The sequence below is a fragment of the Xenorhabdus koppenhoeferi genome, from assembly GCF_900116635.1.
In the GTDB taxonomy this organism is placed as follows: domain Bacteria; phylum Pseudomonadota; class Gammaproteobacteria; order Enterobacterales; family Enterobacteriaceae; genus Xenorhabdus; species Xenorhabdus koppenhoeferi.
Window position 1 is genome coordinate 80,002 of record NZ_FPBJ01000002.1, and the last position, 22,322, is coordinate 102,323.

Below are 22,322 nucleotides of genomic sequence, written 5' to 3' on the forward strand. Positions count from 1 at the left end.
GTTCTGGTCGCCAGAAAGCAATATATAAAGAAATAAACAAACAAAGCAATATATAAAGAAACAAATCCATAAATCCAGCAATAAATAAACAAAACCATAAAGCAATATATAAAGAAAGAAACAAAGCAATAAAGCAATAAAGAAAGCAATACAGTCATAAATAAAGAAAATAAGGAATGCGATGAAATCAACTAAAATTAATCACCGTTTATATCCTGCCATTGTATTCGGTTATGGGGTCATAGCCTCTGCTTATTCTGCCGCACACACCAGCGAACATATTGAATTTGAGGCTACATTTTTGCGCAGTGTCTCTCCGGAAAAACTGGATTTAAAACGTTTCAGTCAGGGAGCGGCCATGCTGCCGGGCACTTATTTATCTGAGATCTGGCTGAACGGGAAATACCTGACACGGGACAGTGTGACCTTTAAAGGGTTACCAAACTATCAGGTCAGTCTGTGTGTGCCGGCGGCGTTCTTAAAGCAGTTGCCCCTTAAACTGAAACTATTGGCAAAAGATATCACGGCAGCGGGAGCGGAAGATCAGGATAATTGTATTTCATTGGCTGAATGGCTGCCGGAAGCCACGGTAAAGTACAACAGTAGCTATCAGCAACTCAATATTAACCTGCCGCAGATATACGTTAAAAAACAGGCCCGGGATGCGGTGGATCCCATATTGTGGGACAAAGGTATCCGGGCTGCTACGCTGGGTTATACCTTCAGCGCATACCGCAGTGAATCCCGGGGAGTGCACCGTGAGTCGGCTTACGGTTCATTGCACACCGGCCTGAATCTGGGCGCCTGGTATTTCCGCCATAATGGCAGCCTCAACTGGCCGCAGGAGGGCCAAAAAAAATATCATGCCCTGAATACCTATGTACAGCGTGATATTCCTGCATTGCAGGGCCGGGTATTGATGGGGGAGTCATATACCTCCGGTCAATTGTTCGATACCTTGCCATTTACCGGGGTTTCGCTGACCAGCGTTTCATATATGTTACCGCCTTCCCAACAAGGCTATGCGCCTGAAATTCGCGGGATTGCCCGTACCAATGCCAGAGTGACGGTGCATCAGGGAGAGCAAGTTATCTATGAAACTACGGTGCCGCCCGGGGATTTTGTTATCAATGATCTTTATCCGACGGGTTATGGGGGCAACCTGGCGGTCACGGTTCATGAAGCAGATGGCAGCAAACAGCATTTTGAAGTGCCGTATGCCGCTGTCGCTCAGTTATTACGTCCCGGTGCCAGTAAATACAGTTTTACCGTGGGTAAATATCGCCGTCACACGTTAAAGGTGCTGCCCCTGTTTGCTGAAACGACCTGGCAGCAGGGTTTAACTAACCGTATAACCGGTAATGCGGGATTACAATATTCACGCAACTATTATGCCGGGCAGCTGGGGTTGGCCGTTGATACCCCCATAGGGGCACTGTCGGCCGCGGTCGCCCATACGCATTTAAATACCGGTGAGGGTAAGTTGTTACAGGGGCAGCGTTATCACTTAAGCTACAGTCAGCATATGCGTGAAACGGGCAGCTATTTCTCTTTGGACACTTACCATTTTTCAACCAAAGATTACCGGAGCTTGTCCGATGCCCTGTCTTCACAGGACGTGGCTGATAATAATGGCAGCACACCCCGCAACCGCGTCACGTTAACATTCAATCAGAGCCTGCCAGAGCACTGGGGACAGTTCCATTTAAGTGGTTCCATGGAGAATTCCTGGAAACGTCAGGGCTATAGCCGGCAATATCAGCTCGGCTACAATAACCATTGGCAAGACATCAGCTATGGCGTATCGGTGACCCGTAACCAGAATGACCGGGGGAAATTCCAGAATAGCTGGCTGTTTAATGTCAGCCTGCCCCTGGGGAAAAAGGCAGTCCGTCATCTCAGTACCAGCCTGGCTTATGATGAGCAAAGTCAGTGGAGAAAACAGCTTAGCCTGTCCGGCACGGTCGGGGAAGACACGCCGTTTTATTATAACCTGAATGCTTCACAGCGGCGGGGTTCTGACTATGCGGCCTCACTTTCCGGTAATTATCGTAACTCGTGGAGTGTGTTGTCGGCTTCTTACAGTAAAGGAAAAAACTATAGCAGTGCTTCGGCCGGAATAAATGGCACGGTCATCGCGCATTCAGGCGGCCTCAGTTTTTCATCCCATAGCGGCGATACTTTTGCCCTTGTCGAAGCCAAAGGGGCTGAAGGGGCACAGGTTTCATCCTATTCCAATATCCATATTGATTCTCAGGGGTATGCAATCGTGCCCAACCTGAATCCCTACCGGATGAATGACATTGTCATCGATCCCAAAGGAGCCAGTGATGGTGTGGAATTAAGGACTACACGGCAGAAAGTGGCCCCGTTATCGGGCGCGGTGGTGAAGCTGAATTATGGTGTTAAACAGGGCACTGCAATCTTGCTTCGGCTACAGCAGTCAAATCAGCAGCCGATCCCTTTTGGGGCGGAAGTCACAGACGAAAAAGGGGGGCTGGTGGGTTATATCAGTCAGGCAGGGCAACTGTTTGCCCGTGTGCAGGCCTCAACAGGTGAGCTGAAAGTGCAATGGGGCAGCCACAATCAAATGCAGTGCCGGGTGAAATATCAGTTACCGGACAGCAAAAGTTCGTGGTGGGATAATACTCAGAGCGTGCAGTTGTGTAAATGACGGGCAACACTGAGGGGATTCAGTGTGCTAAATCAATGATCAGCGAGTTAATGATGAAAAAATTATATCAATTATTTTTACCCGTAATCTTTCTGGGGGGGATATTCTGTTCCACTGGCGCTGAAGCAGATAATAGCTTTACTTGTAACGGCATGGCCGTGGATGATGACAAAGTGCGCGAGGTGGACTTGTCTCAGGTTGTTTTCCTTTCGGATACCCAAGAGGGTCAAGTTCTATTTAAAGGGAATACCACGCTTTCTGGCTTACCAGGGCTAAATGATAATGATCAGCTATCATATAGTTTTTCCAAAAATCTGTCTGGAAATTCAGGTATTACTATGGCAGTGGTAGATGATAATGACACTTCCTTATCTCCTAATACATCTCATATAACACCTAGTACAGGAGTGACATTCAAGTTTCTCAGAGGTTCGAACTTAATGGCAGGAAAACTTACGGGTGCTTCTCTTCCCCAGTTATGTATCCACAGTGCCAATAAGGCCAACAAAGCTCGCATCAAATTTACAGGAACAGTAAAAATCAGGGAATCGACTTGCACAACCCCTGATGTCCGAGTGGAGATGGGGGACTATGATATTGCTGACTTTAAGAGGAAAGATTCCTTCACAAACTGGAAGAATATCGGTACCGGTATTGTTTTGAACAACTGTCCAGATAATACTAACCTGTCGATTACTGTCCTTGCCTCCAATTCAGTGGTTAATGGAGGAGCGCAGGGTATTATGGAGATTGACAGTAGTGGAGGTGCTGCTAAAGGTATAGGTATTCAGTTGCAATATGACGATAATAACTTTGTAAAATTTGGCCAGCCACATCAGTTGACTAACTCAGTAAGTAAGGGGGTGATCACGATCCCATTACAGGCACGTTATATCCAAACCGAAAACCATGTCACCCCCGGCAAAGCCAACGGCAAAGTCACCTATACTATGAGCTACTATTAGCTATCAGTAATATCAGCTATAAATAGCACCAATCCCACTGCCGGAGCTGCCCAGCCTCCGGCACTTTTATTATTCCCCAAATACCCCCGCAAATTTTGCAGTGTTCCCGCCATTGAATTTCTGGGCTTTTGTCATGCTTAACACAATTTCATTTGCTCTTTTCCAAAGGCAAATTTTTTGCATGCAATAACGAATGCTTATCAGGAAAAGCTGTGGCTGAAGATAACGACCTCGAAAAAACCGAAGAACCCACGCCCCATAAACGGGAAAAAGCCCGTAAAGAGGGGCAAATTGCGCGTTCCAGGGAGCTGACTTCAATCCTGATGTTAGCAGGAGGAGTCAGTCTGCTCTGGATGAGCGGACAGTCGATCACCCACGAACTTTCGCTGATGGTATTTGAAGGATTCAACTTCGATCACAATATGATCAGTAATGACAAACAGATGTTGCAACAAGTTGGCCGATTGTTGAAACAAGCCGTTTGGGCTTTGTTGCCAGTATTTGCCGGATTAGTCCTGATTGCTCTCAGTGCACCAGCATTGATGGGCGGGCTGATATTCAGCTCAAAATCCATTAAATTTGATTTAACTAAGCTGAATCCCATTTCTGGTCTGAAGAAAATCTTCTCCATGAATGCGCTGGCAGAACTTTTCAAAGCCATCCTGAAAGCGTCGTTGGTGGGAGCAGCAGCAGCGCTGTTTATCTGGCTGAATTGGCCTGCCATGCTTAACCTGATAGCCCAGCCTCCTTTGATGGCGTTGAATGATGCTGTGCTCATGATGATTTTTGCCAGCTATATTGTCTTATTTATGCTGATACCGATGGTGGCATTTGATGTGCTTTATCAAATCCGCAGCCACCTGAAAAAACTGAGAATGACCCGTCAAGAGATCAAGGATGAGTTTAAAGAACAAGAAGGGGACCCACATGTAAAGGTAAGGATCCGTCAACAACAGCGAGCGGCGGCGCGTAAACGCATGATGGCGGATGTGCCGAAGGCTGATGTCATTGTCACCAACCCGAGCCATTATGCTGTTGCTCTGCAATACGACAGCAAAAAAATGAGTGCGCCGAAAGTCTTAGCCAAAGGGACAGGGCTTATTGCTTTGCGCATTAAAGAAGTTGGTGCGAAAAACCGCATTCCGTTGTTGGAAGCTCCCCCTTTGGCGAGGGCATTATTTCGCCATGCTGAAGTGGGCGGTTTTATTCCTGCGGCGCTCTATGCCGCTGTCGCCGAAGTGCTTGCCTGGGTTTACCAATTGAAACGTTGGAAACAGGAAGGTGGCCTGAAACCGAAGAAACCTGAAAATCTGCCAGTGCCGCCAGCACTGGATTTTGCTGGAGAAAATAATCGTCATGGCTAATCTGGCCTCGTTATTCCGTTTACCGGGAAATATGAAAGGCTCCGAATGGCAAATGCTTGCGGGACCTGTTCTGATTCTTATGATCTTGTCGATGATGGTGTTGCCGTTGCCACCATTATTGCTTGATCTATTATTCACTTTCAATATTGCGCTTTCTATTATGGTGTTGCTGGTGGCGATGTTCACCCGCAGAACGCTCGATTTTGCTGCGTTTCCGACCATTTTATTGTTCTCGACCTTATTGCGTTTGTCACTGAATGTTGCTTCCACACGAATTATTCTGATGGAAGGCCATACCGGATCAGCCGCCGCAGGACAGGTAGTGGAAGCCTTCGGGCACTTTCTTGTTGGCGGTAATTTTGCGATTGGTATTGTTGTTTTCGTTATCCTGATCCTGATTAACTTTATGGTGATTACTAAAGGTGCGGGGCGTATCGCAGAGGTTGGTGCGCGCTTCGTGCTGGACGGAATGCCCGGCAAACAGATGGCGATTGACGCTGACTTGAATGCCGGATTGATTGGTGAAGATGAAGCTAAAAAGCGTCGCGCTGAAGTGACACAGGAAGCGGATTTTTACGGCTCGATGGATGGTGCGAGTAAATTCGTGCGCGGCGATGCGATTGCCGGATTAATGATACTGGTGATCAATATCATCGGAGGATTGATTGTTGGTGTTGTTCAACATGGTTTGGTGTTGGGAGATGCCGCAGAAGCCTATACCTTGCTGACTATCGGTGACGGACTGGTTGCCCAGTTACCAGCTTTGATCATCTCCACTGCAGCGGGTGTTATTGTCACTCGTGTTGCGACTGATGAAGATGTTGGTCAGCAAATGGTGACCCAGCTTTTCAATAATCCGAAAGTAATGATGTTGAGTGCGGGGGTGCTTGGCCTGCTCGGTTTAGTGCCGGGAATGCCTAACTTTGTCTTTTTGCTGTTTACGGCAGCGTTGGCCGGGGCGGGATATTTCTTATTGCGTAAGGATAAAAACCCACTGGCTGTACAACACGAAGTGATGAAAGCGATGGAGGAACAACAGCAGACCGCAGAAGCCTCGTGGTCTGATGTACAGTTGGAAGATCCCTTGGGGATGGAAGTGGGTTATCGTCTGATTCCGATGGTGGACTTTCGCCAAAATGGTGAATTGCTCGGCCGTATCAGCGGAATACGCAAAAAATTTGCGCAAGAAGTGGGTTATTTGCCCCCTGTCGTGCATATTCGTGACAACCTTGAATTGGCACCGGCGAGTTATCGTATCATGATGAAAGGTGTAGAGATTGGTCATGGAGAAGCACATCCGGGGCGTTGGTTGGCAATTAATCCGGGTGGCGCTATCGGAGAATTGCAGGGTGATTTAACCACAGACCCGGCCTTTGGTTTGGCAGCGGTATGGATTGATGACAGTCTGAGAGAACAGGCACAGGTACAGGGTTATACAGTCGTAGCAGCCAGCACCGTGGTTGCAACCCATCTTAACCATCTACTGTCACAGCATTCCAGTGAATTGTTCGGAAGACAGGAAGCACAGCAATTGTTTGAACGGGTCAGTCAGGAGATGCCGAAACTGACGGAAGATTTCATCCCTGATGTCGTCAGCCTGACAACGCTGCACAAAGTTCTGCAAAATTTACTGGCGGAACAAGTACCGATTCGTGACATGCGCACTATTATTGAAACATTGGCAGAACATGCGCCGATGCAGAAAGATCCTTACGAATTAACTGCCATGATCCGAATTGCGCTTGGCAGAGCGATTGCCCAGCAATGGTTCCCGGGAGCGGATGAGATCAACGTTATTGGATTGGATGCGGGGCTGGAAAGATTACTGCTTCAGGCACTGCAAAATGGTGGCGGACTGGAACCGGGTCTGGCAGAAAGTCTGGAACGTCAGGCGGCAGAAGCATTGGAACGTCAGGAAATGCTGGGAGCACCGCCAGTGCTATTGGTTAACCATGCACTGCGCCCGCTATTATCTCGTTTCTTACGTCGCGTATTGCCTCGGTTGGTTGTATTGTCCAGCCTTGAAATTACCGATAATCGTCAAATCAGAATGACAGCAACGATTGGGGGTACGAGATAAGATCGAGATAAGATAATGTATATATATAAATCAATAGATAAATTAATGCCCCAACCTGATTCAGTATTTATTAAAAAATAAAAAATTAAAGAAAACATAACCGTATTATCTTAATAACGCATTAATTGATTAATGATTTTAAATTGGAATAAACGATCGAATTATTAATATTGATAGGTATAAACTATTAAATAATATTAATTGATCGATAATAACAATTTCCATAAAGAAATTAGTTAGTGTATATTTCTTGGCTTACTAATATGAAATTTTTAATTAGTTAAATAGATAAAATAGTTAAACAGGATGTATTTATGCTAGTAGCGTTAATCAAATGTTCAATATTATTGAGTATGGAAACCACAGCCGGATAATGCTGTCTGAAACATTTCATTAATTAGCACACCATTTATATACTCATTTTACCTTAAGTGGATGCAGTGCTGAAATTGAAGGTAATTATTAAAAAAAAAGCAATGGGATAAATGATTTTTTTCAATTCCATGTGCTTTTTTTTGGATATGTACATGAGCTAGCGAGTGAAGATCGGTATTCTCGATCGGACATTTAGGTAATTACAAAAATAGATTGTTCATATAAAAATTGTGGCTTTCTTTGGTCAAACCTATTGTTTTGAGTTCTGGCAAAGATTGTTACTATTTATTAAGAAAGACATTCTGAATCTGTTGTTAAAACACAATCATCAATTATTAGAATTTATTGAATTTCCTTAACTGAAAAGGGGTATTTTTATTTCGGCTGAGGAGATTTTGATATGCGTAATATATGTAATTAAAGGAATATAAAAATGAAGTTATTAAAATTATTTATCGCAGTAGTTATTTTTAGCTCAATGGCTGCGCCAGCATCTGCTGCCAATAGCGGCACAATTAACTTTATGGGTAGGGTTGTTAGCGGAACGTGTAGTGTCAGCAGCGGATCATCAACATTAAATGTCACGTTGGGCGATGTACTGGCAAGCAAATTGTTAACGAAAGATGCAACTGCTGGTGAAAAAGACTTTCAGATTAATCTGGAAAAATGCGGGCTAGCTGGTTCTAAAACCGTTAAGGTGAAATTCGAAGGTTTAGGTGAAAATAATTTGCTAGTAAATACAAGCGGCGATATAAGTAAAGCAAAAAATGTTGGTATTGGTATTTATGAGAATGATGGTAGTACTCAAATTACCAAAGCGGGTTTTAGTAAACCTCTTAATGTAGGCTTGAATCAGACAGGTGAACTTAAATTTAAGGCCAAATATGTGGCTACAGCAGACGCGGCTGCAGTAGGAGGTGTTGTGAGTGTTTCCACGACCTTTACACTACACTACAACTAATTTCTTACACTTTCCGTTTACTGTTTTTTATTGCACCTGTGATATTCCCACCGTATTCGGTGGGATGTCCCTTATTTTAAGTTGTGTAGTGATATTGTTATGTTAAAGCGTTTTTTAATCGGGCTGTTACTGTCCCTGCCTGTTATTTTCGTTTCCCCCGTTTATGCTAGCGTGTCGCTCGGTAGTACCCGGGTCATTTATGAAGCTTCTCAGCGTGAAGCGACTGTTTCCGTCATTAATTCTGGCAAGGAAGATGTTTACCTTATTCAGTCTTGGGTCGATATGTTTACATCAACGACAGAAGCATCTGATCGTAAAGCGCCATTTCTAGTCACACCGCCTTTATTCCGTCTGGATGGCGAACAAGAAAACCGTCTGCGAATTATGCTGACAGACGACGCTTTACCACGGGATCGTGAATCTGTCTTTTGGCTGAACGTTAAAGCCATTCCTGCGGTGGAAAAGAGTAATGCAAATCGTCTGCTGATATCGGTGAAAAACCGGATAAAACTTTTTTATCGGCCAGCTGGGTTGACAGAAGAACAGGCGGGTCATGCCTATCAGCAACTGACTTTTTCCCGGCAGGACGGGCAACTGACAGTGCAGAATCCAACCCCTTTTTATATATCTTTCTATGACATTATGATTGGGGGACAACCTGTACCAGAAACCGGTATGGTATCTCCATTTAGCATTAAACAATGGACTTTACCCGAAGATTCCGGCAATACCGTGACATGGCGAGCCATCAATGATTTTGGCGGCACAACTGAACCACAATCTCAGACATTATCATCTTGGTAATGATCTATAAGTCAAAAGATAATATGCGTTGGATTGCTTTTACTGCCCGCGGCTGGCTAAGGTTATTTTTGCTGATCGGATTTTTACCTGTATGTGGGTATTCCAGTGACTATTTTGATCTTGATGCACTGGAAATTCATGATCCTTCGATGCCGCCGCCTGATTTGAGTTATTTTACAGAAAAAGGCGGGAGTGCACCGGGGATCTACCGTGTTGATATCCGTGTCAATGGTCAGGATAAAGGTGATCAAGATGTCCGGTTTGTGCTGGGAGCCAGTAAGAAGCTGCAACCCGTCTTATCGGTTCAGCAACTGATTGACTGGGGAGTCAATGTAGCCGCTTTTCCCGGTTTGAACGCAGATACGTTGATCACTGATTTGGCTGATACCATTCCTTATGCCGATACCACGTTACAATTTAGTCAACAAACGCTGTTGATTAATCTTCCTCAAGCAGTGATGACGGCTGAAGCGCGCGGTGCGATTGATTCGTCACTTTGGCAGCATGGTGAACCCGCGCTATGGATGAATTACGATCTTAGTGGTGCTGAAACCCGGAATAAAATCGGCTCTGATACCAGGAGTCTCTATCTGAATCTGCGTAGTGGATTAAACTGGGGTGCCTGGCGTTTACGGAATTATTCTACTTATCACCAAGGCAATCGCAGTGAGTCGCGTTGGGAAAATCTTAATACGTATCTGCAACGTGATATTCATTTGCTGAAAAGCCAGTTGGTGATTGGTGAAAGTAATACACGGGGAGAGCTGTTCAGCGGGTTTGCTTTCCTTGGTGCCACTCTGATGTCTGATGATAATATGCTGCCGGACAGCCAGCGGGGTTTCGCCCCCGTGGTGCGGGGAATCGCAGAAAGTAATGCCCAAATCACCATTCGTCAGAACGGGTACATGATTTATCAGGCTTATGTTCCACCCGGCGCTTTCGTCATTGATGATCTTTATCCTGCCTCTTCTGGCGGCGATTTGGATGTGGTTATTCGGGAAGCGGATGGTCGTGAGCGGCATTTTGTCCAATCCTTTTCATCAGCTCCCGTTATGCTGCGAGAAGGGAGATTCAAATACAGCCTGACAGCGGGAGAATACCGTAATTCGCACGAACATACCCGTCGGCCGATTTTTATGCAGAGCGAAGTCTATTATGGTTTGCCTCATGCCACAACGGTGTATAGTGGTACATTACTGTCTCCAAACTATCAGGCTTATGCCATCGGTGTGGGCCATAGCTTTGGTCATTGGGGTTCTTTGTCTTTTGATATCACACACTCGCAGGCTGATATTATTGATGAAGGTCAAAAACAGGGTTGGCTTTACCGGACCCAGTACACCAAAGACTTTGAGCAGACGGGAACTAACTTGTCTTTGTCCAGTTATTATTACTCCTCACCGCACTTTTATGATTTACCGGAAGCTAATCATCAGTCTGGATATGACAAGCCATCATCTCAAAGCAAACATAAATTTCAGCTCACTCTGAGTCAAAATCTGTCGGATTACGGCAGTGTCTATTTTTCCGGTGACTGGCAGAATAACTGGGGGAAGAACAGCCAAACCCGTCGTTTTAATATCGGGTATAGTGTGAATTATGCCGATATCAATTATACCCTGAATTACACCCAGAATATGAGTTCAAATAACTCAACAGCCGATAAGCAACTGGCTTTTAATATACACATTCCGCTCGATCGCTGGCTGCGGAGCAGTTGGGCTACCTACAGTATCAATCATAACCGTCGGGGCGATATCAACCAATCAATTGGATTGAGTGGTACGGCTCTGGATAACGGTGTTCTGGGTTATTCTCTGCAGCAGCGTTATGGTAATAACGGTCAGGGTACTGATGGTAATATTCATCTCAGCTATAAAGCCCGTTATGGTGAGCTGTCCGGTGGATATAACTACAACGATAGTTCGAAACAGATTAATTACGGACTCAGGGGCGGGATAGTTGCTCATCGCCATGGCGCGACGTTATCCCAGCCATTGGGTGAGACGATTGTTCTGGTCAAAACACCCGGTGCTGCTGGTGTTAAGATTAACGGTTATAGCGGCGTTGAAACGGATGGGCAAGGTCATGCTGTATTGCCTTATGTCAGTGCTTATCATCGTAACCGGATTGCGCTGTCTCCGGACTCTTTTGGCAAGGGAGTAGAAATTGAGTCTAATATTCAGACCGTTATTCCGACACAGGGAGCGATGGTCGTAGCTGATTTTCGCACATGGGTCGGTCACCGAGTCCTGTTCACGCTGACTCACCGAGGTAAACCGATTCCTTTTGGCGCAATAGCCGCTTTATATGAAGAAAATAAAGTGAATAAAGAGAATAAAACTAGCTCTCTTAGCACAAATCAAAGCATTGTCGGCAATGGAGGCGAAGTTTATTTCGGCGGCGTGCCGGAGCAGGGACAGCTATCGGTTCAATGGGGTAATAGTCAATTCGAACAATGTAGAACACATTTTACATTGCCAAAAAGCGAAGCTCCGGTAATTTCAATACATGAAAATTGTCAATGATGGCAGGAGGCCATCATATTTCTGTGTTAACAATTTTTTATGTTAATAATGGTGACATAACAATAAATGGTAGAATTCATATAAGGAATGGCTGATGAAAGTATTTATTTATCCGTGGTTATTGCTGGCCTCGGTGTTTTTTGTGGGCAAAGTTTATGCCAATTGTACTGTAAAGCTGGATCCGCCAGGGGAACAGGAAGTAATTCTTTCGTCATCCAATATTTCTTCTGGCAAAAGTGTGCTGTCTACAACCAGACAGGGTACTGTTGCATGCACAGGAGTCGCAAACGTTACTCATAGGATACAGGTCTATATTTTTCAATTGAATTCTGCAAAATATAAACTGGACGATAGTGGTCTTGCATATACTGTCAAAGTATCGGATAAATCTTCATCACTGAAATATACAAATACTATGACAAAAAATGCACAAGGGTTTTACAAGGATTTGCCAAAGATCAAAAAAGATGAAAGTATCAGTATACCGATTGAGCTTGTCTTTAGCTATTACAAAATTGGAAAAGCAAAGGCAGGTCTATATCAATTAAACCAGAATCGTCTCAATATCTTATTAGAATACTGGGATAATAGTGGTCAAGGAAATAGTCTACCTCTGAGTGAATCTGGATTGAGTACGGATGAAATAACGATTAAAGTACCATCGTGTACCATTGGTAAAACAGTTATTAACGTAGATTTACCCTCGGTAACGATGGCGCAATTGCCTGGACTTGGTTCTACGGCGGCAGAAAAAGAATTTAATATACCTTTGGAGTGTGAGCCCAATTCTAAGGTTTATATGACCTTAAATGGTAATCAAGGTGCTTATAATTCAAAACAAGGCATTATCAATCTTAAAAGTGGCTTTAAGGATAAAGTTAAAGGCAAGGCCAGAGCTGAAGGAGTAGGTATTCAGATTTTAGATGGTAACACTAACACTCCTATTCATATCGGTGAAAAAATATACTATACAACTACCGCGATAGGAGGGCTTGTCAACATTCCTTTAAAAGCACGTTACTATCGGTATAGTAATGACCTGAAAGTAGGAATTGCCAATGCATCCGCGACATTTACAATGAGTTATGAGTAATAAAGAGTGAAAATCGGAGGTGTGATAATTTGCTGGATTTGATTGTGACGGAAAATTTGTTTATAAGAATCATAATAAAATAAATAAGTATGTTTAATTGTTTCAATAAATTAACTATTGTATAAATGACTCAAATTAATTTTTTGAATATGTCATCCGAATATACATCTAAAATAAACAGCTGCTAAAACAGACCTCTTATTATTACGGATAAACCAAGAGGTCTGTAGAAATTATTGCTTAAAGCAATATGATAAAAATTAAACGCAAATCTTGTGACCCGATAGCGCTGAATTACGTCGGGCCTGACCATCTGCACCATAAAGAGAAGGGCTGTGGTGACTTTTCAGAAAAGTAATCGCTTTACTGTTCAACTCCACATGCTGATTCAGCAGAAAACCATTATGCGCATTTAAATTACGGATATGTTCAATCGTCTGGTTAATTTGTTCCCATAATACAGCCAGTCTTTCATGATTGGTGTAAGGTGGCTTTATTCCCAGCGTTTTATTTAAGTACTGGCGCTTTCGTTCTGCGTGATCAAGTGCCGAAAGTAAAAACATTTTTTGTTCCGTCACACGATGTAAATGATTCGCTTCAATAAAACCGTCGCTCAATATGCGTTGTTCTTCAGCCATCGTTTGCGAAAGCGAGTTCAGGTGCGCACTTTGCTGTTCAAGCAAAAGTTGAAGTTTTTCCATTATATGGCTCTTTATGATTTTGATGGTTTATTTATCATATTCCATATTTTCAAGGGATTCGCTGAACAGAGCATCGGCAATTTTACCGCTGTCCATTGCCAGTGTTCCCTTCGCAATAGCTTCTTTCAATTGTTGTACTTTCTGGATATTAATATCCTGACCGCCTGGCTGAACGAGCTTTTTCTGCGCTTCGCTCAGCTTGACTTGTGTATCGGCGCTTTTTTCTGCGACAGCCACAGTTCTGTGAGTGCTCTGAGTACCTTTATTGGCATTGCGTTGCTGTAAAGCCGCCATAGCCAGTAGAGGTTGAGTGCGTTCAATACTCATAATCGTAATCCTTTAATCAGGCATTATTTATTTGTCTTAGGTAGCAGGCGATATACCGCTGGCATGCATGTAAATCATAGTCTGTTGGTTATATCGGCTCGAAAAAGTAAAACTTCAGCCATTTATAACATCATTTTTACACTGCCATTTTCTTGAGCTTCACCAGTAATAACCTGTCCGGAGTTCAGGCGGACGCGAATATTATCAAAACTCGCGGCGTTGTTAATCGCTTTTCCTTCATAACGCACCTGAAAATGGTGCCCATCTACGGTAACGACCACATTTTGTCCGGCTTTGATTGCCCAGGGATGCCGGATCATATTGCGTGTGATGGATTGTCCGGCAGGTATGCTGCGGATAGCAATACCATTTTGTATGGCCTTTTTGTTACGGATTATATCGTTTGGCAATTTATCCAGGGAGCCTGTTTTGACTTGAAAGTCTTTCTCTGTCAGTACGGTATTGCGGTTAATGGTTCGCCTGGAAACCAAATATGGGCCGATAACGTTGACGTAGACCTGAATAAAACGGCGCTGCTGACCACAAGTCACGGGAATGGAGATACTGCCCCAATTTTTGTTGCCAAGTAATGGTTGTATTTCTGGAGATTCACAGACTGGCCATTGTTGTTCAGGCGTTTTAATTTCCACTGAGACTTTTTGGCCTGCTGTGTGATGGATCTGCCTGAAATAGTCATTTATCGATTGCGGTAAATTATTTCCCCAAGCCAAAGAACTGCCAAAAAATAGATTAAAAAAAATGGCAAGGAACCCGATAAATTTTAATGCCGGCATCTCTTCACCTCAATCTCATTGCGAACCATGATTTCAAAAATATTCAGCACCTATTGGATATTAATAGTGTAACGCGATTGATTATTCGTTAATGGGATAAATAGCAATTCAATTTGTTTCTATTCTTCGAATCACCTTTTTCTTCTGCGTTTATTCTGTTAGCTGCTTAAACCCATCAGATTTCACGAACAAAACCGAAGGAGGAATATGCTCGATAAATTAGATGCCGCCTTTCAATTTCGACAAGAAGCGCTGGCTCTGCGCAACCAGCGACAGGAAGTTTTGTCTGCCAACATTGCTAATGCGGATACCCCTGGCTATCAGGCGCGTGATATTAATTTTGCTGCTCAACTGAAAAAGGTCATGGCACATGGTCATGCAACGGGGAATGGAATTGGGCTGACTCTGACTTCCGATCGACATATTCCCGTTCAGCCTCAAAAACGTCTGGAGATGGATCTGCTGTATCGGGTGCCATATCAGACGGCTATGGATGGAAATACCGTTGACATGGATATGGAACGCAGCAATTTCGCAGATAACAGCCTGAAATATCAGGCCGAACTTACTATGACGAATGCGCAGATCAAAAGCATGATGTCAGTTCTACAGTCACAAGGATAATGGGATGTCTCTACTCAGTATTTTTGATATTGCCGGCTCTGCGCTTTCCGCTCAGTCCCAGCGACTGAACGTCAGCGCCAGCAATATGGCGAATGCCGATAGCGTTGTCGGGCCGGATGGTGAGCCTTATCGCGCCAAACAAGTCGTCTTCCGCGTCGCTGCACCAGCGGGGCAGGAGATAGGCGGTGTTCGTGTCAGCGAAGTGGTGGATGATCCCACGCCTTTCCGCCTTGAGTATCAGCCGGGTAACCCGCTGGCTAATGAAAAAGGTTATGTACGCATGCCAAATGTGGATGTGGTCGGTGAAATGGTCAATACCATCTCCGCTTCCCGCAATTATCAGGCGAACGTTGAAGTGCTTAACACCACTAAGTCCATCATGCTGAAAACGCTGACTCTGGGTCAGTAACAGGAATTCCATTATGGGAATAACCACTTCAATTAATGATTCGTTGGATAACTCCACAGTAGGTGAGCTCGCTTCCGCGATCAAAACAAAGCCCCAAAGCAGCGGCGAGATCAAAGATAATTTTTTGAATATATTAGTCGCACAGCTCAAGAACCAAGATCCAACCAATCCAATGCAAAATAGTGAGCTGACCTCTCAGCTTGCACAGATAAGCACCGTTCAGGGCGTAGAAAAACTCAATAAAACACTGGGAGCCGTTGTCGGACAGATGGGCGAAAATCAGGCAATGCAAACGACGTTGCTGATTAAGCGAGGTGTTATGGTGCCCGGCGATAAGATTTTAGTCGGCTTCAACGAAGAAAAAGGTATCAGCATAACGCGGTTTGGCTTTGAACTGACCCGACCTGCCGATGAAGTGAAAATAACCATCAAAGATAAGAGTGGTGCGGTAGTGCGGGAAATGGACTTCGGTCAGTTTAATGCCGGAGTCCATAGTTTCGAGTGGAATGGCAAAAACGCAGATGGCAAGGAAGTGGAAAACGGAGCCTATAGCTTTACTGTTTCCGCAAGCTATCAGAATCAAGCGATAGTGACACTTCCGCTGACTCATGCCGTGGTAAACGGTGTTATGCGGGGTGAGGATGGCACTAAATTAGATTTAGGGCTGGCGGGTACGGTAACCATAGATAAAGTTCGTCAGATTCTTTAATTAAACGGAGGGACATATGTCTTTTTCACAAGCGGTCAGTGGCTTGAATGCCGCAGCGAGTAACCTGGACGTTATCGGTAATAACATTGCAAACTCAGCGACATTTGGTTTTAAATCCAGCTCTGCTGCTTTTGCGGACGTTTTCAGCGGCTCAGATGTGGGTCTGGGTGTTAAGGTTGCTGGTCTGGTTAAGAACTTTAAAGATGGCTCAACGACTACAACTAACCGCCAGTTGGACATAGCTATCACACAAGGTGGTTTTTTCCGCATGCAGGATTCCAACGGCAATATCTCCTATTCCCGTAACGGCCAGTTCCAGATGGATGCAGATCGTAATCTGATCAATATGCAGGGTATGAAGCTGACAGGTTATCCGGCAGTGAACGGTGAAATTCAGCAGGGTGGATCAGTCGGGCCGATTTCTATTCCAACCGATATGTTGGATGCAAAAGCAACGACGGAAATCAAACTGAAAGCTAATCTGAATTCAATGGAGGCAGCTATCACCGCAGCATTTGATCCGGATAAGAAAGACACATTTAACTTTAGTGCTCCGCTTCAGGTATTTGATAGTCTGGGGAATCAGCATGATATCAATGTATTTTTGGTTAAAACAGACAATAACAAATGGACAGCTCATGCGCTGGATAGGTCTGTTGTGGGTGCTACACCTCAGAAATTGGGTGAATTAGAATTCACTACCAGTGGTCAAATGAAAAATATTCCACCATTTAAATTTAATGTACCCGCTTTAAATGGCTCAGCCGCCGCGGAAATCAAGATTGAACTCAATGGTAGCAAGCAGCAGAATATTGCTCAAAACTCTATCTCTCCGCCAAAACAAGATGGTTATACGACTGGTCATTTCACCAATTACCGTGTCGATAATGACGGCAAAATTTACGGCATTTACTCTAACACTGAGACACTGGCCCTGGGTCAGGTTGTACTGGCAAACTTCTCTAATCCTGAAGGCTTGGTTGCCCAAGGTGATAACATTTGGACAGAATCCGGTGCGTCTGGTAGCCCGGTTATAGGTCTCGCAGGTTCAGACAATTTCGGTAAGTTGTACAGCGGTGCACTGGAAGCTTCTAACGTGGACATGAGCCAAGAGCTGGTCAATATGATCGTCGCCCAGCGTGACTATCAATCCAACGCCCAGACCATCAAAACGCAGGACCAGATTCTGCAAACACTGGTCAGCATGCGTTAATAGACTCCGGCGGATAGCTTTTTTGGAGATAGGTTTTTTTGGAGATAGGTTTTTTTGGGGATAGGTTTTTTTGGAGATAGTTTTATGGACCACGTTATTTATACCGCTATGGGCGCAGCGCGACAAACGCTGGAACATCAGGCTGTTACTGCCAACAATCTGGCCAATGCATCAACCCCGGGCTTCAAGGCCCAGCTTGCTGCGCTACGCGCTGTACCGATTGAAGGCGAAACCCTGCCGACACGTACTCTCACCGTTGCCTCGACTCCCGGCATCGATAGCCGTCAGGGACCAATGAATTATACCTCCCGTCCGTTGGATGTGGCGGTCGGACAAGGCGGTTTCTTGGCTGTTCAGCTTGAAGATGGAACGGAAGCCTATACCCGCAACGGCGGCATCCAGATTTCACCCGACGGGCAACTGATGGTGCAGGGGCGCATGTTAATGGGCGAAAACGGGCCGATTGATGTTCCGCCACAGGCTGAACTGACCATTGCGGCTGATGGCGCTATCTCCGCGCTGATTGCCAGCGATCCGCCAACTTTGTTGGGTCAGATTGGCAAACTGAAAATCGTCAAACCGGAAGCCAGCCAAGTAGTACGGGGCGATGATGGTTTGTTCCATCTGACACCACAGGCGCAGGAGCAGGCAGGCAACGAACTGGCGGCCAGCACGGAAGTGGAAATCATGCCGGGTGTACTGGAAGGCAGCAATGTCAATCCGGTAGAGAGCATGGTGAACATGATCGCCAACGCGCGTCGCTTTGAGATGCAGATGAAAGTCATACACAGTTCCGATGAAAATGCTCAGCGGGCCAACCAAATTCTGTCCATGAGCTGAATCGGTAACAGGGGATAAATTCATGATCCGATCTTTATGGATTGCCAAGACTGGGCTGGATGCTCAGCAAACCAATATGGATGTCATTGCCAACAATCTGGCAAACGTCAGCACTAGCGGTTTTAAACGTCAGCGCGCGGTGTTTGAAGATTTGCTCTATCAAACTGAACGCCAACCGGGAGCGATGTCTTCTGAACAGACCAACCTGCCATCGGGTTTGCAGATTGGTACGGGCGCGCGTCCGGTGGCGACTGAGCGTCTGCACAGTCAAGGTAATCTGGCACAGACCAACAACACCAAGGATGTGGCAATCAAGGGGCAGGGCTTCTTCCAGATCCAGATGCCTGACGGCACAACGGGCTACACCCGCGATGGTTCATTTCAGATGGATCAGAATGGTCAGCTGGTGACAGCAGGCGGTTTTCAGGTCGTGCCTGCGATCATCATTCCAGACAATGCCACCAAAATGAGCATTGCCCGTGACGGGATTGTCAGCGTGAACGTGCAGGGGCAAAACGCGCCTCAGCAGGTCGGGCAATTAACACTGACCACGTTCATTAATGAAAGCGGTCTGGAAAGTATCGGCGAGAACCTGTATCTGGAAACCAACAGTTCCGGTGTTCCGGTGGAAAATGCACCGGGTATCAATGGCGCTGGATTGCTTTATCAAAACTATGTTGAAACATCTAATGTCAATGTGGCGGAAGAGCTGGTCAATATGATTCAGGTTCAGAGAGCCTATGAAATCAACAGCAAAGCGGTATCAACATCTGATCAGATGCTGCAAAAACTGACTCAGTTATAATCCGATCATGAATAGTGGGAGAGCAGCTTCTCTCACTATTTCTGCGATAAACTTAAGAGCATAAAAGATGGATACAATGCCAGTTGCCGAGAGCCATGCCGGAAGACATGCCGGAAACCATGCTAACAACCATATAGCTTATGACTCTGCCGGTTTACGGCAAAACCGGAGAGATAAGCGGCGTATCAGCATATCTATAGCGGTTCTCACATTGTCAGTACTGACATTAGGGGGATGTGCTTATATACCGCACAAACCGCTGGTGAAAGGGAAGACAACTGCAAAACCCGCCGAAACATCGGCTCCAGTGCCAAATGGTTCTGTTTTCCAGGTTGTCCAACCGGTCTATTACGGTTATCAACCGCTGTTTGAAGACCGCCGTCCACGCAATATCGGCGATACGCTGACCATTATCCTGCAAGAAAACGTCAGTGCGAGCAAAAATTCTTCAGCCAACGCCAGCCGGAGTGGAAAAACCGGTTTTGCGGCTGCTTTGACTCCCCGTTTCTTACAGGGATTGATAGGCAGTGATAAAACTGATTTAGGCATGGAAGGCAATAACGAATTTGGCGGCAAAGGCGGGGCGAATGCCAACAATACATTCAAAGGGACGATCACTGTCACGGTGGATAAATTGCTGGCAAACGGCAACTTGCAAGTAGTGGGAGAAAAACAGATCGCCATCAATCAGGGAACGGAATTCATTCGTTTCTCTGGTGTCGTGAACCCACGCACTATCACCGGTAATAATACGGTGAGCTCCAACCAGGTTGCAGATGCCCGCATTGAGTATGTTGGTGACGGTTATATCAACGAAGCGCAGCATATGGGCTGGTTGCAACGTTTCTTTATGAATATCTCACCGTTTTAAAAGAGGATGGTCAGGATGAGAAAATTAGTCGCCAGCCTTTTTACATTTTTATTGGTGCTGTTTAACACGTTTGCGTCTGCCAGCGCTTTTGCAGAACGTATTCGTGATTTGACGACCATTGAAGGTGTCAGGGATAACGCGCTGATTGGTTATGGTCTGGTGGTTGGGCTGGATGGCACGGGTGACCAGACCATGCAGACACCTTTTACGACCCAAAGTTTGAGCAATATGTTGTCACAGCTGGGAATTACCGTGCCATCCGGTACGAATATGCAGCTTAAAAATGTCGCGGCCGTCATGGTGACAGCCAGGCTGCCACCTTTTGCACGTTCAGGGCAAAACATTGACGTTGTGGTTTCTTCATTGGGTAATGCCAAGAGCCTGCGTGGTGGCACATTGCTGATGACACCTCTGAAAGGCGTGGATAATCAGGTCTACGCGCTGGCTCAGGGAAATATCCTTGTGGGTGGTGCAGGTGCGAGTGCCAGTGGTAACAGCATCAAGATTAATCAGCTTGCAGGTGGGCGTATTTCCAATGGTGCGGTGATTGAGCGTGAATTGCCGACGCAATTTGGTCAGAAAGATACGCTGAACCTGCAACTGAATGATGATAATTTTAGTCTGGCTCAACAAATCAGTGATGCAGTCAACCGTTTGAAGGGAACAGGAACGGCAACCCCGCTGGATTCCCGCACTGTGCAGTTGCGTTTACCGATTGAAAACAGTGAGCAGGTTAAATTTTTGTCTCAAGTGCAGAACCTGAATATCCGCGTCGATGCCGGTGATGCCAAAGTGATTTTTAACTCCCGTACCGGTTCGGTCGTCATGAACCGTAATGTGACACTGGATAGTTGTGCCATTGCTCATGGCAGCCTGTCAGTGACGGTTGAACGTCAGACTGTGGTTAATCAGCCTAATGCCCCATTGGCGGGAGGTAATACCGTTGTAACTCGCAATACGAATATTGGTATCCAAGAGCAGAGTGGTGCATTGCAGCAAGTCAGTGCCAGCCCGAATCTGGCTCAGGTAGTGCGTGCATTGAATGCGTTGGGAGCAACGCCAACGGATCTCATGTCGGTTTTGCAGGCAATGGGGAGCGCAGGTTGTCTGCGTGCGAAATTGGAGATTATCTGATGAATGATTTTCTGACGATGTCCAACGCTGCTTACGATGTTAATTCACTGCATTCACTGAAAGCAAAACTGTCACAGGAACCCGAACAAGGGCTACAGCAAGTAGCCCAACAACTGGAAGGTGTTTTTGTCCAGATGATGCTGAAGAGTATGCGTTCCTCATTGCCGCAGGATGGCATATTAAGCAGTGAGCAGACACGTTTTTACACTTCGATATACGATCAGCAAGTTGCCCAAGACCTTTCCCGGAAAGGACTGGGGTTCGCTGATATGATCGTCAAACAGTTTTCCAATGTGAATAATATTCCCAGTGAACTGGCCGGAACCACACCGATGCCATTAGATAATGATATTTTGCCCACATTACCGAAACAGGCTCTGGAACAGTTTATGCGCCGGGCTATGCCTGAAAACACGTCTTCTGCTTTCTCCAAAGGTACAGTTCAGTCGAAGCCACTGCCAATGAACAGTGCCAACTTTGTTTCCATGCTCTCCTTGCCTGCGCAATTGGCAAGCCAACAAAGTGGTATTCCACATTTACTGATCATTGCACAGGCTGCGCTGGAATCGGGTTGGGGACAACGGGAAATACTCACCGCAGAAGGCAAACCGAGTCATAACCTGTTTGGTATCAAAGCCGGTAAGCATTGGAAGGGAGCTGTCACCAATATTATGACGACAGAATATATTGATGACGAACCGAAGAAAATGCAGGACAGCTTCCGCGTATATGGCTCTTATGTGGAAGCAATAACGGATTATGTCAAACTACTGACAGAAAACCCCCGTTACGCCAAAGTCGCACAATCAACAACGGCTGAGCAGGGCGCATACTCCTTGCAGGATACCGGATACACCACCGACCCTGGTTATGCCAAAAAACTCGTGTCACTGATCCAGCAGTTAAAAAATACCGGCAATCAAATGGCGAAAGCCTACTCCTATGATTTCGATAGCCTCTTTTAAGGATTTCACTTTAAGTGATATACACTTCGTCTTTCAAACTGCCTCTTTGTTGGCTGCGCTCGCTCACCCCGGTCACATAGTTATCT

General features: G+C 45.5%; 19 protein-coding genes and 1 pseudogene. 17 read left to right on the top strand and 3 right to left on the bottom strand.

What is annotated here, in order from left to right; translation table 11 throughout:
• The first annotated feature begins 181 nt into the window (after positions 1–181).
• The 8 genes and pseudogenes from BM329_RS01155 (at position 182) to BM329_RS01190 (ending at position 12,844) form a co-directional block, all read left to right on the top strand.
• Positions 182–2,674: a fimbria/pilus outer membrane usher protein gene (locus BM329_RS01155; protein ID WP_092547673.1), complete on the top strand. Its 2,493-nt coding sequence runs from the start codon at positions 182–184 to the stop codon at positions 2,672–2,674.
• The gene (locus tag BM329_RS01160) at positions 2,671–3,639 is read left to right on the top strand and encodes a fimbrial protein (protein ID WP_092547676.1); all 969 of its coding nucleotides are present in this window, start codon (positions 2,671–2,673) and stop codon (positions 3,637–3,639) included. The genes BM329_RS01155 and BM329_RS01160 overlap by 4 nt, the downstream gene beginning before the upstream one ends.
• 212 nt (positions 3,640–3,851) lie before the next feature.
• Positions 3,852–5,003 (top strand): flagellar biosynthesis protein FlhB, encoded by a 1,152-nt coding sequence (gene flhB / locus BM329_RS01165; protein WP_092547678.1) that lies wholly within the window; start codon positions 3,852–3,854, stop codon positions 5,001–5,003.
• A pseudogene (flhA, locus tag BM329_RS01170) lies at positions 4,948–7,083 on the top strand (flagellar biosynthesis protein FlhA); the annotation flags it as partial. The gene flhB and the pseudogene flhA, both read left to right, overlap by 56 nt.
• 808 nt (positions 7,084–7,891) lie before the next feature.
• On the top strand, positions 7,892–8,419 hold the full coding sequence (locus BM329_RS01175; RefSeq protein ID WP_092547684.1) for a fimbrial protein: 528 nt from the start codon (positions 7,892–7,894) through the stop codon (positions 8,417–8,419).
• 99 nt (positions 8,420–8,518) lie between these two features.
• Positions 8,519–9,223, top strand: coding sequence for a fimbrial biogenesis chaperone (locus BM329_RS01180; RefSeq protein ID WP_092547686.1), 705 nt, complete (start codon positions 8,519–8,521; stop codon positions 9,221–9,223).
• A gap of 23 nt (positions 9,224–9,246) precedes the next feature.
• Positions 9,247–11,751 (top strand): fimbria/pilus outer membrane usher protein, encoded by a 2,505-nt coding sequence (locus tag BM329_RS01185; RefSeq protein WP_092547819.1) that lies wholly within the window; start codon positions 9,247–9,249, stop codon positions 11,749–11,751.
• A gap of 94 nt (positions 11,752–11,845) precedes the next feature.
• Entirely contained in the window at positions 11,846–12,844 is a 999-nt protein-coding gene (locus tag BM329_RS01190; RefSeq protein WP_092547688.1) for a fimbrial protein, read from the top strand.
• A gap of 260 nt (positions 12,845–13,104) precedes the next feature.
• Here BM329_RS01190 and BM329_RS01195 read toward each other — a convergent pair whose 3' ends face one another.
• The 3 genes from BM329_RS01195 to flgA all read right to left on the bottom strand — a co-directional run bounded on the left by BM329_RS01195 (position 13,105) and on the right by flgA (position 14,666).
• The gene (locus tag BM329_RS01195; RefSeq protein WP_092547690.1) at positions 13,105–13,545 is read right to left on the bottom strand and encodes a flagella synthesis protein FlgN; all 441 of its coding nucleotides are present in this window, start codon (positions 13,543–13,545) and stop codon (positions 13,105–13,107) included.
• A 27-nt stretch (positions 13,546–13,572) separates the two neighbouring features.
• Positions 13,573–13,872: a flagellar biosynthesis anti-sigma factor FlgM gene (flgM, locus tag BM329_RS01200; protein ID WP_092547692.1), complete on the bottom strand. Its 300-nt coding sequence runs from the start codon at positions 13,870–13,872 to the stop codon at positions 13,573–13,575.
• A 122-nt stretch (positions 13,873–13,994) separates the two neighbouring features.
• Positions 13,995–14,666: a flagellar basal body P-ring formation chaperone FlgA gene (gene flgA / locus BM329_RS01205; protein ID WP_092547695.1), complete on the bottom strand. Its 672-nt coding sequence runs from the start codon at positions 14,664–14,666 to the stop codon at positions 13,995–13,997.
• Positions 14,667–14,873: 207 nt separating this feature from the next.
• On the opposite strand from flgA, the gene flgB reads away from it, so the two are divergent.
• From flgB to flgJ, 9 genes are all read left to right on the top strand, one after another.
• Positions 14,874–15,290: a flagellar basal body rod protein FlgB gene (gene flgB / locus BM329_RS01210; protein WP_092547698.1), complete on the top strand. Its 417-nt coding sequence runs from the start codon at positions 14,874–14,876 to the stop codon at positions 15,288–15,290.
• A 4-nt stretch (positions 15,291–15,294) separates the two neighbouring features.
• The gene (flgC, locus tag BM329_RS01215; RefSeq protein WP_092547700.1) at positions 15,295–15,699 is read left to right on the top strand and encodes a flagellar basal body rod protein FlgC; all 405 of its coding nucleotides are present in this window, start codon (positions 15,295–15,297) and stop codon (positions 15,697–15,699) included.
• 13 nt (positions 15,700–15,712) lie between these two features.
• The gene (locus tag BM329_RS01220; protein WP_092547702.1) at positions 15,713–16,408 is read left to right on the top strand and encodes a flagellar hook assembly protein FlgD; all 696 of its coding nucleotides are present in this window, start codon (positions 15,713–15,715) and stop codon (positions 16,406–16,408) included.
• Positions 16,409–16,424: 16 nt separating this feature from the next.
• Complete coding sequence (gene flgE / locus BM329_RS01225) at positions 16,425–17,621, top strand: flagellar hook protein FlgE (RefSeq protein ID WP_092547704.1); 1,197 nt, start codon at positions 16,425–16,427, stop codon at positions 17,619–17,621.
• A gap of 84 nt (positions 17,622–17,705) precedes the next feature.
• Positions 17,706–18,461 (top strand): flagellar basal body rod protein FlgF, encoded by a 756-nt coding sequence (locus BM329_RS01230; protein ID WP_092547707.1) that lies wholly within the window; start codon positions 17,706–17,708, stop codon positions 18,459–18,461.
• A gap of 22 nt (positions 18,462–18,483) precedes the next feature.
• Positions 18,484–19,266 (top strand): flagellar basal-body rod protein FlgG, encoded by a 783-nt coding sequence (gene flgG / locus BM329_RS01235; protein ID WP_092547709.1) that lies wholly within the window; start codon positions 18,484–18,486, stop codon positions 19,264–19,266.
• 67 nt (positions 19,267–19,333) lie between these two features.
• The gene (locus BM329_RS01240; protein ID WP_092547712.1) at positions 19,334–20,137 is read left to right on the top strand and encodes a flagellar basal body L-ring protein FlgH; all 804 of its coding nucleotides are present in this window, start codon (positions 19,334–19,336) and stop codon (positions 20,135–20,137) included.
• A 15-nt stretch (positions 20,138–20,152) separates the two neighbouring features.
• Complete coding sequence (locus tag BM329_RS01245) at positions 20,153–21,271, top strand: flagellar basal body P-ring protein FlgI (RefSeq protein WP_092547717.1); 1,119 nt, start codon at positions 20,153–20,155, stop codon at positions 21,269–21,271.
• The gene (gene flgJ, locus BM329_RS01250; RefSeq protein WP_092547720.1) at positions 21,271–22,236 is read left to right on the top strand and encodes a flagellar assembly peptidoglycan hydrolase FlgJ; all 966 of its coding nucleotides are present in this window, start codon (positions 21,271–21,273) and stop codon (positions 22,234–22,236) included. The genes BM329_RS01245 and flgJ overlap by 1 nt, the downstream gene beginning before the upstream one ends.
• Positions 22,237–22,322: the final 86 nt, after the last annotated feature.